Origin of the sequence: Thermomonas carbonis (genome assembly GCF_014396975.1) — a bacterium.
Taxonomy (GTDB): Bacteria; Pseudomonadota; Gammaproteobacteria; order Xanthomonadales; family Xanthomonadaceae; genus Thermomonas; species Thermomonas carbonis.
Genome location: NZ_CP060719.1, coordinates 1,051,214 through 1,064,268, shown reverse-complemented (window position 1 = coordinate 1,064,268; position 13,055 = coordinate 1,051,214). Strand labels below are relative to the sequence as shown.

The window sequence follows — 13,055 nt, the reverse complement described above, 5'->3', positions numbered from 1 at the left end:
CCCGACCTCTTCGACCAGGACACCGGCGTATCCTTCGTCCATGAAAACACCGATCAAAACGCGCATCGCACTCGCTCTCTTCTTCAGCATCGCCACGCTCGCCGCCTGCAAGGGCGATGACGCGCCATCCGTCGCGAGGCCCGGCAACGGCGATTACTCTGTGCAGGACTGGGTGCTGCCGGCGCAGCCCGGGTCGATGGCGCCGGACCTGCGCGTCGCGCCGGATGGCCGCGTGCTGATCAGCTGGCTCAACCGCCAGCAAGGGCGCCGCAACGTGTTGCAGTTCGCCTCGTACACCGTGGCCGGTGGTTGGCAAAGCCAGCCGCGCACGATCGCGGTCGGCCAGTCGCTGGTGGCCAACTGGGCGGACACGCCGCACATGCTGGCGACCGCGGACGGCGCGTTGTGGGTGCAGTGGCTGCAGGCGAGTGCCGCCAGTCCGTCTGCCTATGACGTGGCGCTGGCGCGCTCGCGTGACGGCGGCATGACCTGGAACCAGATCACCCGGGTCAACGACGACACCACCGACAGCGAGCACGGTTTCGCCGCGCTGTGGCCGCGTGGGGCGGATGCCATCGGCATCGCCTGGCTGGATGGCCGTGAACAGCACATGCCGGCGGACGGAGAACAGAAAGACGCCGCGCATCACGGCACCGGTGCCATGCAGCTGCGTGCGAACGGCTTCGACATGGACCTGGCGCGCGGTGCCGACGCCTTGGTCGATGCACGCGCCTGCGATTGCTGCCAGACCGATGTCGCAATGACCGACCGTGGTCCATTGCTCGCGTGGCGCGACCGCGGCGATGACGAGGTGCGCGACATCGTGGTCGCGCGCCTGCAGGACGACGGCGCATGGAGCAAACCGATCCCGGTGCATGCAGATGGCTGGAAGATCGAGGCCTGCCCGGTCAACGGCCCGGCCATCGCTGCGCGCGGCAATGACGCCGTGGTCGCGTGGTACACCGAGGCGGGCGGCACGCCGGTGGTGCGCATCGCCCGCAGCACCAACGCAGGCGATGCATTCGCGGCACCGCTGGCGGTCGACACGGGTGCTGCGGTGCGCGGACAGGTCGATGTCGCCATCGACGAACAGCAGGCGTGGGTGGCGTGGTTGCGCGAGGACGCGAAGGGCCAGTCGCTGATGCTGGCGCGCTACACGCCGGATCTGTCGAAGCGCTTGCAGTTGATCGAAGTGGCGAAGCTGAGTGCGCGCGGCCATGCCAGCGGCACGCCGCGGCTGGCGGTGGATGCCGGTGGCGCGTGGCTGGCGTGGACCGATGTCGTGGACGGCGCTGCCGACCTGCAGGGCGCGCGCATCGCCCGCTGAGGCCGCGCGCCGGCATCGCCTTTTTCGTCAGCCGTGCGGGATCAGGCGCGATGCCCGGAATGACCGTGCCGATCAGAGCAGCGTCGTTGCCAGCGCCTCGGCATCGACGCGATTGATCTCCTGGGGCAGGACCGACTCACGCAAGACAGGCAGCGCCTTCGCCAACAAGGCGCGCGCCTCGTCCTTGTCGCCGCGCGCCACGCGGATGGCCGCCAACTCCGCATTGGCGATGGCGAGCGATGACTGGTTGGGTGACTTCATCAACCGTGCGATCGCGGCGCGCTGGTTGCGTTCGGCAATGGGCAGGTCGCCGCGCATCTGCGCAAAGCTGGCGTCGTAGCGCAGGAGATGGGCGAAGAACGGATGCGTGTCCGGGAGCAGTTTGGTGAACAGTGTCCTGGCTTCCTGCACGACGGGCGCGCCGCCCCCCGGATCGCGCCTGAGTCGCGCCATCTGGGCGAGTTGCAGGGACACATAGGCGTATTCCAGGGATTCCCGCCCATCGGCATCGCCGGTCTGTTCGCGCAACGCAAGCAGGCGGTTCCAGGCCTGCGCGTGCGCGCCGGCAAGACCCGCGGTTCGCGCCTGGCGCACCTGGATTTTCCTGCGCAGCGAGTCCATCCCGCCGATGTCGGCCTTGCCGATGCCGTCGATGGCTTGCTGGAACAAGCTCGCGGCACGCGCGTAGTCGCCGGAATTGGCATACGCATCGGCGAGATTGTTGGTCAGGATGGCGATTTCCATCATGCCCTTCTGGTCCTGCAGCGCATTGGCGCGCAGCATCGCCTCGGTGGCCTGACGGTAGTTGCCGAGATCGATCAACACCAGTCCCAGGCTGTTGTAGGCGGTGCCCAGGCTGGCGTTGTCCTCGTCGATGGTTTTTTCGTGGATCGCGATGGCCTGGCGAATGCTTTTTTCTGCAGCCGTCGCGTCGCCGGTAATGGCTTGCGCATCGGACAGTGCGCGCAGCAGCGGCATGCGCTGCGGAGAAATCGCAGGCACGCCATGTCGATCGGCAAACGCCAGGCCTTCCTTGGCGAGCTGCAACCCGCGCGGGCCTTCGCCGCCCAGGCTGAGCTTGATGCTGAGCTGGTTGTAGAGCACCAGGACCTCGTCCACGGGCGGGTCGCGCAAGGTCTTGGCAAGGGCAATGCCCTGCATCCAGGTCGCCTCGGCCTTTGCCAGGTCGCCGGTGCGGAAATACGCATACGCCAGTTCCGAATAAGCGATGACTTGCTGCTTCGGGTCGTCCGCTGCGAATCGCTTGCGCAATCCGGCGGCACGCTCTGCGGCGGCAAGGCTCTGCGTTCCCTGTTCGAGAGCGCCCAGTACGGCGGAATAATTGGCGTAGTCATCCGCCAGTGCGATGGCTTCGTCGCGGCTGCGTGGTTGCGCGTCCTTGAGGCCCGCCTCCAGCAGGATTCTGGACGCTTCCGCGTCTCCCATCATGCCGTACAGCGTTCCCAGAACGCGCTGGATGGGGCGACGCACGGCCGGTTCCATGGTGGCATCGCGCGCATCCAGTTGCTTGCGCGCATGCACCAGCAGATGACGCAGGCTGAATTTGCTGTCCAGGGTCTGGTCGGGCGCGGCACCGGCCAGGGTATCGGCCAGGAACGAAAGCGAAGCACGCGAATTCGCGCTCTCGCGCTGCGCAATCCGCGCCTGATCGCGTGCCTCGCTTGCCTGCCACAGCGCAATGCCGGTGCCTGCAAGCAATGCAATCGCGACGGCGGCGATGGACGCGGCGAGCACGCGATTGCGACGCAGCCACAACGCTCCGCGAGCGCCACGCGACAGCGGCACCGCACTGATCGGGCGATCGTCCAGCCAGGCCTTGAGATCGTTCACCAACGCATCGGCCGATGCATAGCGATCGTCCGGATCGCGGCGAAGGCAGGCCTGCACGATCTCCGCCAGGTTGCCGCGCAACGCGCGCGACAACGAGGCCGGGCTCATGCCGCCGCGCAGCGCGGCCTGTTCGGCGCTGGCCTGCGCGGCGGAGCGGGTCAGCGGCTCCGGTTCGCGCTCCAGTTGCTGCAATTGCTTCGCCACCGGTGTGTCGCGGGTCAGCCCGAACGGATGCGAACCCGAGAGCAGCCGATGCAGGACCACGCCGAGTTGCCAGAGATCGGTGGCAGTGGTGATCGGCGCATCGTGCAGCTGTTCCGGCGAGGCGTATTCGAAGGTCAACGCGCGATCATGGGTCGCGGTGACGTCGGTATTCTCGAGTTGCTTGGCGATGCCGAAGTCGAGCAGCTTGACCCGGCCGTCGCCATCGACCAGCAGGTTCGACGGCTTGAGGTCGCGATGCACCACCAGGTTGCGATGCGCATAACGCACGGCGTCCAGCACCTGCAGGAACAGCACCACGCGTTCGCGCAGGCCAAGGCCGCGCGCGTCGCACCAGCGGTCGATGGGTTCGCCATCGACGCGTTCCATCACGAAATACGGCTCGCGATCCGCGCTGATGCCGCCATCGAGCAGGGTGGCGATGTTGGGGTGCTGCAGGCCGGCCAGGATCTGCCGTTCGCGCAGGAAGCGCTCGCGCGCGGCGGGCGAATCGGCGCCGGCGCGGATCAGCTTGAGCGCGGCCTGTTGCGTGTACGCGCCGTCGCTGCGTTCGACCGCATGCACCGCGCCCATGCCGCCGCGGCCGATGGTGCCGACGACCTTCCAGGCGCCGATCGAACGACCGATCGCATGGTCGGCATCGGCATGTTCGTTGGCGAGCGCGCTACTCCATGCGGACGCATCGCCGGCGAAGGGCTCGGTCGCGTGGGCATCGGCATCGAGCAGGGCCTGCACCCGTGCGCGCAGTGCGTCGTCGCCTGCGCACATCGCGTCGAGCGCGTTCGCGCGTTGCGCCGGATCGAGTTCGGCGACCGCGTCGAAGATCGCCAGCGCGCGCCGCCCCTGCTCCAGCTCGCTCACGGCGACATCTCCGCCAGCAGGAAGGCGCGCGCCTTGCGCCAGTCGCGGCGCAGGGTGCGGTCGCTGATGCCGAGCATCTCCGCGATCTCCACTTCCGAATAGCCGCCGAAGTAACGCAGTTCGACGATCTGCGCGGCGCGCTCGTCCAGCGCATGCAGCGAGCCCAGCAATTCGTCCAGTGCCAGCACGTCGACCATCGCGCGTTCTCCGGCGTCGATCCGCGCGGTCAGGGTCAGCGCATCCTGGCCACCGCCGCGCTTGTCGGCCTTGCGCGCACGCGCATCGTCGACCAGCACCTGGCGCATCGCGCGAGCGGACAGCGCCAGCAGATGGCTGCGATCGACCGCGGCGAGCTGCGCGCCCCCGGCGAGCTTCAGGTAAGCCTCGTGGACCAGGGCGGTGGTCTCGAAGGCATCGCGCATGCGTCGCAGCTGCGACCGGGCGGCGCGCTTGAGTTCGTCGTACACCGCGGAATATGCCTCGCCCAGCGCCTGCGCATCGCCGGCGCGCGCCCGGGCGAGCAACTGGGTGACCGGTGCGTCGTGCGAGGCGGGATCCATCGAAGCTTCCGCGGCATGCTGGCGTTGCGTCGGAGTTTCGCACAGGCGGGATTGGCCGGAATGGCGCATCCGCGCGGTGCTATTTTTCCTTGCGCCAATTCACCGACGCGCGGTTCTCCAGCGTGCTCGACTCGATCTGGATGTCGAAGCCCTTGCGCAGCAGATATTTCAGCATCAGCACCTGGCCGGTGCCGAGCAGGGACACGCCGTAGCCGACGTACAACTTCGGCGACAGGTACTTGCCGACGGTCAGCACGTCGGCACCGAGCGCGCGCGATTCGGTCACGCCGGCATCGTCCAGGCCGATGCGCGCGCCGAATTCCGCGGCGAGCAGGCCGGTACCGGCGTTGAGCGCGGCCTTGCTGGCGCTGAGCTGGTTGGCCTCGGCACCGGTCAGGTTGTTGAGCGGCCGGCCCAGGGTGAGATAGGCGAGCGCTTCGGACTCGCTCATCGCCGGGTTGGAGTACACCGCGACTTGCGGCGCGGAGGCATCGCCATCGACCTTGATGCCGGCGGTGACGCTGCCGATCTCGCGTTCCGCACGCACGATCAAACGCGGGTTGGCGACCTCCGAATTCGCCCACAGCAGGGTGCCGCGGGTGATCGTCAGGTTCTGGCCGTAGGCGCGGTAACGACCCGCGACTTCCAGGGTACCGGTGGCGCGCATGTCGCGGCCGGGTTGCTGCAGCACGCGCAGGCTGCCGCCCAGCGTGCCCTGCATGCCGTAGCCGTCGATCTTCACTGCATCGCCCATCGCCAGGGTGAGGTCGAGCTGCAACGACAGCGGTGCCGAGGCGGTCTTCGGATCCACTGGGTCCAGCACCACCACGTCCGGCGACGGACTCACGCCCATGTCCAAGCGCTCCAGGTGGATGTCGGCTTCCGGCACGGTGATGGTGCCGGTGACCTGCAACGGCTGGCCGGCGCGGTAGCGCACGACCAGGTCGGGTGCGGCGATCGCGCGAACCTGGCGGGTGTCGGCCAGCAGGACGTCCTTGCCGCGGATGTTGAGCAGCAACGGGGTGTCCTGGCTGCGCCAGTCGAGCTCGCCGTCCACCGTCAGCGTGCCTTCGCCGGAGCGCACGCTGCCGGCGATGCGCGCGCTGCCGTCGGCCTGCGCGTCCATGCGGATGTCGCCGTCCTGCAGGGCGATGCCGAGCGATGGCAGCTCGGTGGCGAATTGCTGCAGGCGTCCATTGCCGCCGATCAGCGGCGCGGCGCGGGTGCCGGACAGGCGCAGGTCGGCATCCAGCTTGCCGGTCGGCTCGACGATGTCCGGCGACAGCAATTCCATCCAGGTCAGTTCGTCGGTGTTGATTTTCAGCGCGCCATCCAGCGGCGCGTATTCGTCCCAACCGGTGGCGATGCGCGCCTCGATGCGGCCGTCGTCATCGAACACCGCGCCCAGGGTGGCGTTGATGCGTTGCCGATCGAATTGTGCATCCAGCACCAGGTCGCGATAGCTGAGCAGATCGCGGCGCGCGCGCGCGCGGTTGCGCACGCCACCGGCCGCCGAGGTCACCTTCGCGGTGCCGCGCCAGGCATTGCCGAGCGGACGCAGTTGCGCAGTGAGGTCAACGTTGCCGTGGAGCGCCCACGGGCGACCGTCGCTGCGTTCCGGCAGATAGGGCACGGCCAGCGCCAGTGGCAGTTGCTCGCCCTGCAGGTCCAGTCCGCGGCGCGGCCAGTCCGCATTGGCGCAGAGGTCGCCACCATCGGCCGAACGCAGGCAGGCCTGCGACAAGGTGCCGTTGCGGCCATCCCACGACCATCGCGTGGGTTGCTGCAGCGTCCAGCGCGCGCCGAGTTGTGGCGCGAACTGCAGCGATGCGAGCGTGCCTTGCCAGCGTGCGCCCTGCTTGTTCGCATTGCCCTGCACCGCCAGCGTGCCGATGTCGCCTTGCGCGTTGGCATCGAACTGCAGGCGTTCCACCGCACCGCGAAGACTCGCGCGGAGGCTGCTGAGCGGTACGCCGGCCTGCAAGCCTTGCGCATCGACCAGCAGCAGGCCATTGCCACTACTCCAGGGCAGCTTGCCCTTGGCGAGCAGACGCTCGGCGCGATAGTCGCCGAACACGATGTTGTCGCCGGCCAGGTCGATGTCGATGTCGGGCGCATTGCGCGCGCCACGCAGTTTCAGCGTGCCGCGCAGCACGCCATTGCCGTCGGGCAACAGATCGTCGAGATGCAGCGGTGCCAGGTTCGCATCGACCTGGATGGTGTTGGCGATCCTGCCCTTGGCGTCGATGCGGCTGTTGCCCAGCCCGATCGCCACGTCGCCGCGATAGGCATCACCATCGATGTCGACGGTGGCGCGGCCGGACAGCGCGCGCTTGCGCAACTGGCCACCGAGCTTGCCGGCATCGACATGCGCGAGCAGGCCCTTGCTGCCTTCACGCAACTCGCCGGTGCTGACAAGCGTGCCGTTGATCGCACCGGGCCAGTCCGGGGCGAAGTAGCCCGGATCGAAGCCGGCCAGGGTGGCGTTGGCGGTCCACTTCACCGAGGGAGTCCACGCGATGTTGCCGGTGGCATCGAGCCGGCCCTGCGGCATGCTGGCGCGCAACGCATCCACGCGCATGCCGTCGCGATTGCCGGTGCCGGTCACGTCCACGATCGCGCGCTCGTTGCCGCGTTGCAGCCGCGCCTGGCCTTTCAACTCCCACGCCTGCGGTTTGCCGGCAACCCCGAAATCGGCGTCACCACCGATCGCGGTCTTGCCGTCCGCGCTCGTCCATTGCAGGCCGCGCGCGTTGACCCCGAACTTCAGCGAGGCATCGTTCGGATCCTGCAGGTCGGCGATGCCATTCGCGGTGACGCGGCCCTCGAACAGGTCAACGACCAGCGGTTGCAACTGCAGCTTGCGTTCGACCAGGCTCAATTTCGACGGCTGGATCGTCGCGCTGAAATCGCCCTGCTTGAAGGTGCCGTGCAGGTTGGCGTTGCCGCCGGTTCCGTTTGCATCGACATTCAAGGCCATCGGCGTGCCGGGTTCCGCGCCGGTGAGCAGGCCGATGTCGAGCGCATCGCTTTTCGCGCGGACGTGCCACCGCGGCGCGTCCTTGTCGCCGCGCAAGGTCAGCGTGGCCTGCGTGGGTGCCGGCAGCCGGCCGGCCACCGCCACGCTCATGCGCGAGAGGTCGCCCTTCGCCACCAGCCCCAGTCGCGGCGCAGTACGTCCGGCGGGCGCGGGCAAGACCGCGGTGCCGATGAGGTCGCTGCGGTAGTTCTCGCGCGGCAGGTAATCGCCGTGCAGGGTGAACTGGCCGCGGTCGCTGTCCATGCGCAAGCGTTCCACGTGCAGCCGGCCGGATGCCGCATGCAGGCCGGTGCGTGCACTGCGGATGGCGATCAGCGGTTCGCCTTCCTGCATCACGTTGAAGTCGTCGATGCGGATCGTGCCAGCCTGCAACGCAAGCGGCGGTTCGATCTGCGGCAGCACGTCCGGCCAGGTCGGCAACTCGAACGGCGTGTCGCTGCGCGGCAGGTCCAGCGTTGCCCCGCGCACGTCCAGTGCGTCCAGCCGCAGGGTGCGCCCGAGCAATGGACGCAATGCCGGATCCAGGGTGACCACGTCGGCATCCAACACGATCCGGCCCATCGCGCAACTCGCTTGCGGCGTGGGCACGCAATCGGGATCGCGCTGGCGCGGCATCGAGAAATGCACGCCGCGCAATGTCATCGGACCCGATGCCGGGCCTTCCGCCTGCTTCCAGGTGAGTTCGCTGCCTGCAGGCAGGCGCGCCACGATCTGCTGGAGCAGCACGTCGCGCCCGCCGATGGTCATCAGCAGCCAGTACGCCAGCGCGGCGACGGCCACCACGATCAGCAAGGTGCCGATGCCGCTGCGGGTCGCGACCTTGCGTTGGCGCTTGCGCCGCAGCGTGCGCAGTTCGGCGATGCGTGCCTCGCGTTGTTCCTTGCTGGCATCGGCCGGCAACGGATCCAGTCCATACGCGCGGTAGCGCTGGTAGCGCGTGCGCAGGCTCACAGGCTGGCCCCGATGTTGAGGTGCAGGGTGAACGGCGAGTCCGGCGATTTCAGCCCGCGGGCGATGTCGATGCGCACCGGTCCCACCGGCGAACGCCAGCGCAGGCCGATGCCGACGCCGGTATGCATGTCGGGTTTCCTGCCATCGAAGGCGCTGCCGCTGTCGATGAACACCGCCGCACCCCACGGGCCCTTGAAGTAGCGCTCGTATTCCACGCTGGCGGTGACCACGTTGGCCGCGCCGGTGTAGTAGAAGCCGTTGTCGGTCTCCACCTTCGGGCCGATCTCGTGCCAGCCGTAACCGCGCACGCTGCGATCGCCGCCGGCGAAGAAGCGCAGGCTGGTCGGCAGGTCGAGCAGTTCGTCGGTGAAGGTATGGCCGGCTTCGCCACGCACGATCAGCTTGCTGTCGGCATCGAAGCCGTGGAACCACTGCGCGCTGGCATGCAGCTGCAAGAACGTCGCCTTGCCGTCGGAGCCGCCGCTGCCGCCGCGCAGGGTCAGCGTGCCGCCGGCACCGCGACGCGGATCCAGGCGATCATCGACATCCACGTATTCGGCGCGCAGCTGCGGGAACACGAAGCTGCCGTAGCGCACCGAGATCGGGGCCAGCGCGCCGCCGCCGTCGTCGGCGATGTTGTAGGCCCAGCGTTCGCGCAGCACGTGCAGCGAGGCGACCAGGGTGAGGTGGTCGTTGAACTGGCCGCTGCGGCTGCCGACCAGTTCCAGGCGACGGCTGTTGACGTAGTCGGTGAGCTCGTCGGCGGCCTGCAGGCTGACCGTGTACCAGCCGTCCAGCCAGGCGAACGCGGGCACCCGGTATTGCAGGGTCGCGAACTTGCGCTTGTCGGCGTAGTCCACCTGCGCCAGCACCTTGTGCCCGCGGCTGTTGATGTAGCGGCGTTCCACCCCGCCGCTGATGCCGGCACCGCTGAGGGTGCCGTAGCTCAGGCCCATGGTGTAGATGCTGCGTGGCGCCGGGGTCAGGTTGACCTCGATCGGGACGGTCTTGTCCTGCGCATCCTCCGGCTTGGGGCTGACCTCGACCAGGCCGAAATAATCCAGCGCGATCAGCGAGCGGCGCAGGCGTTCCACCTTGGCTTCGTCATAGGGTTCGCCCTCGTCCCAGTTGACCAGCTTGGCCAGCAGCGAGTCGCGGATGACCGCCTTGGGTTCCTGCTTGAAGCTCGCCGCACCCAGCAGGAAACGCTCGCCGCTGGTCCAGCGCAGGTCGATGTCGGCGGCGAAGTCGGCGCGGGTGACTTCGACCCGGTGCGCGGCGAACGCGGCATCGAAATAGCCGTGCCGCAGCAGCGACGCGGCGATCGTGCGCTTGCTGGCTTCGTAGCGCTGATGGTCGAGCACCTCGCCCTGGCGCGGCAAGAACGCGGCCACCGCTTCGGTCACGGTCTTGTCGCCCTGCGCCGCGCCTTCCACGCCGACCTGCTGCCGGCGCACCCGCACCGGCTGGCCCAGGTCGATCTCGATGACGACATCCAGCGTGCGTCCGTTGTTGCGGCCGTTGCCATTGCGCGCGGGGTTGCGTGGTGTGGTGGTTGCGTCGCGGTCGTCGTCGTTGTCATCGACAACAGACGTAGTCGATGGCGTGTCGGTGGCGGTGTCCGTCGCCGTGCTCGCTGGTGCATCGGCCGATACCGCGGGACTGGTCGCGATGTCGCTGGCATCGGCATTCGCCGCATCGCGGTTCGCGTTGCCGGCACCGACGGGGCGGTCGCGGTCGCTGCGGCGGATCACGATGGTCGGCGAGTAGTAGCCGAACGGTTCCAGCGCCTCGCGGGTCTCGGCCTCGGCCTGGCGCAGCAGGTAATTGAGCCGGCGCGCGCTGATGTCCTTGTCCAGTTCGTCGCTGAGCGACAACGCGCTGCGTACGTTGTCCTGCATCGCCGCGTCGGCCAGGCCCTTGACCTCGACCTTGGTGACTTTGGCGGCCATCGCCGGCGCGGTGGCCAGGCAACAGGCAAGGGCGAACAGCAGGCGCGTGGGGGAGGGCGTCATCGGGGCAGGATACCGATGCGGCGTCAAAGGGGGATTAACCCTCACCCCAGCCCTCTCCCGCCAGCGGGAGAGGGAGACAGGCGTCAGACCGACAGATGCTCGATCGCGGCCACGCTGCCCAGGCGATCCGCCAGGCGCTTCAGCAGGGCCAGGCGGTTGTTGCGGATCGCCGCGTCGTCCACGTTGACCATCACGTTGTCGAAGAAGGCGTCGACCTGCGGGCGCAGCCGCGCCAGGTGCACCAGCACATCCGCGTAGTCGCCATGCGACAGCGCGTGGCCGGTTTCGCCGTAGACCGCTTCCACCGCCTCGGCCAATGCGAGTTCGGCGGGCTCGGACAGCAGGGTGTGGTCTTCGATGTTGGGGATCTGGCCCTCGACCTTCTTCAGGATATTGCCGATGCGCTTGTTGGCGGCGGCCAGCGCGACCGCCTCCGGCAGTTGCGCGAAGAGGCCGATGGCGTCGATGCGGCGGTCGAAGTCGTACAGCGAGGTCGGCTTGAGTTCGGCGACGGCGTTGAAGTGCGAAGTCGGCACGCCCTTGTCGGTGTAATAGCCGCGGAGACGGTCGAGGATGAAGTCGTAGAGTTCGCCGGCATCGGCCTGCACGTTCTTTGCAGTCAGCGATTCGTTCGCCATGGCCAAAAGCGCCTTGAGATCGATGTCGAAACCACTCTCGATGATCGTCCGCGCCAACCCCAGCGCATTGCGCCGCAACGCAAACGGATCCTTGTTGCCGGTTGGCTTCAGCCCCGCGGCGAAACCGCCCGCCAGCGTGTCCAGGCGCTCGGCGATCGCGAGCACCTTGCCGACGCCGGACAGTGCGATATCGTCGCCGGCGAAGCGCGGCTGGTAGGCCTCGTCGATGGCCAGCGACACCTCGGACGGCTCGCCCGCGCGCTGCGCGTAGTAGCGGCCGGCGATGCCCTGCAGCTCCGGGAACTCGTTGACCATGCGGCTCTGCAGGTCGTTCTTCGCGAGTTCGGCGGCGCGGCGCGCCAGTGCGGCATCCACGCCGACCTGCGGCGCAATTGCCTCCGCCAGCGCGGCCACGCGCGGGACCTTGTCGGCCACGCTGCCCAGCTTCGCCTGGTAGGTGACGGTCTTGAGGCCTTCGCCCATCGACGCCAGGCCCTGCTTGAGGTCCTCGTCGAAGAAGAACTTGGCATCGGCGAAGCGCGGCCGGATCACGCGTTCGTAGCCCTTGCGGATTTCCGACGCGTCCTTCGATTCGATGTTGGCGATGCCGATGAAGTGCTCGGTCAAGCGGCCGCTGTCGTCCAGCACCGGGAAGAATTTCTGGTTGGCCTGCATGGTTTCCACCAGGGCTTCCTGCGGCACCTGCAGGAAGTCGCGCTCGAAGGCGCAGGTCACCGCGACCGGCCACTCGTTGAGGCAGTTCACCTGGGCCAGGTTGTCGGCATCGATGCGGGCATTGCCGTCGAGCGCGCGCGCGGCGGTTTCGACTTCGTCGATGATGCGCGCGCGGCGTTCATGGGGGTCGACCAGCACCTTGGTCGCACGCAACGTTTCGACATAGTCCAGCGGCTGCGCGACCACGACATCGCCGTGGTGATGGAAACGGTGCCCACGGGTCTCGCGACCGGCACGAATGCCGAGCGTCTCGACATTCGCGACCTCGTCGCCGAGCAGCACCACCAGCCAGTGCAGCGGCCGCGCGAAGCCGTAGGCATGCGCGCCCCAGCGCATCGGCTTGGGGATCGGCATGCCGGCCATCGCTTCGTCCAGCACCGCCTGCAGCAAGTCCAGCGTGCGTGCGCCCGGTGTGGTTGCGCGATGCACGAAGCGTTCGCCCTTGGCATCGGACGTTTTCTGCAGCTGCGTCCATTCAACGCCGGCCTTGGCGGCGAAGCCCTGCAGGGCCTTGGTCGGACTGCCGTCGGCATCCAGCGCAATGTTGAGATACGGGCCCAGCACTTCCGAGGTCTGCTCGGGTTGTTCGCTGGCCACGCCCGGCAGCAACACCGCCAGCCGGCGCGGCGAATACAGCGGCTTCGCGTCGCCGCGCTCGACGGTGACGCCGCGTTTTTCCAGCGCGGCCAGCACGCCATCGAACAAGGATTGCGCCAGCCCGGGCAGGGCCTTGACCGGAAGTTCTTCGGTGCCGAGTTCGATCAGGAGCGGGGACAAGGCAGTCACGCGGGTATCCAGGCAGGGATGGAACGAAAAAGGCAGCGGCCTTGCGGCGCGCTGCCCTGCGTTGAGGCA

At 68.2% G+C, this 13,055-nt stretch carries 6 protein-coding genes; 1 reads left to right on the top strand and 5 read right to left on the bottom strand.

The window, feature by feature from the left end; all coding sequences use genetic code 11:
* The first annotated feature begins 40 nt into the window (after positions 1-40).
* The gene (locus H9L16_RS04910) at positions 41-1,327 is read left to right on the top strand and encodes a hypothetical protein (RefSeq protein ID WP_187553441.1); all 1,287 of its coding nucleotides are present in this window, start codon (positions 41-43) and stop codon (positions 1,325-1,327) included.
* A 72-nt stretch (positions 1,328-1,399) separates the two neighbouring features.
* Here the strand turns inward: H9L16_RS04910 and H9L16_RS04905 are convergent, their stop codons facing one another.
* The 5 genes from H9L16_RS04905 to glyS form a co-directional block, all read right to left on the bottom strand.
* Positions 1,400-4,261 carry a serine/threonine-protein kinase gene (locus tag H9L16_RS04905; protein ID WP_187553440.1) on the bottom strand — a complete coding sequence of 954 codons (2,862 nt, stop codon included), beginning with the start codon at positions 4,259-4,261 and terminating at the stop codon, positions 1,400-1,402.
* Positions 4,258-4,821 carry an ECF-type sigma factor gene (locus H9L16_RS04900; protein ID WP_187553439.1) on the bottom strand — a complete coding sequence of 188 codons (564 nt, stop codon included), beginning with the start codon at positions 4,819-4,821 and terminating at the stop codon, positions 4,258-4,260. The genes H9L16_RS04905 and H9L16_RS04900 overlap by 4 nt, the downstream gene beginning before the upstream one ends.
* 79 nt (positions 4,822-4,900) lie before the next feature.
* Positions 4,901-8,812 (bottom strand): translocation/assembly module TamB domain-containing protein, encoded by a 3,912-nt coding sequence (locus H9L16_RS04895; protein WP_229796546.1) that lies wholly within the window; start codon positions 8,810-8,812, stop codon positions 4,901-4,903.
* The gene (locus H9L16_RS04890) at positions 8,809-10,827 is read right to left on the bottom strand and encodes an autotransporter assembly complex protein TamA (RefSeq protein ID WP_187553438.1); all 2,019 of its coding nucleotides are present in this window, start codon (positions 10,825-10,827) and stop codon (positions 8,809-8,811) included. Before H9L16_RS04890 ends, H9L16_RS04895 begins: the two co-directional genes overlap by 4 nt.
* A gap of 83 nt (positions 10,828-10,910) precedes the next feature.
* The gene (glyS, locus tag H9L16_RS04885; RefSeq protein WP_187553437.1) at positions 10,911-12,986 is read right to left on the bottom strand and encodes a glycine--tRNA ligase subunit beta; all 2,076 of its coding nucleotides are present in this window, start codon (positions 12,984-12,986) and stop codon (positions 10,911-10,913) included.
* Positions 12,987-13,055 lie beyond the last annotated feature (69 nt).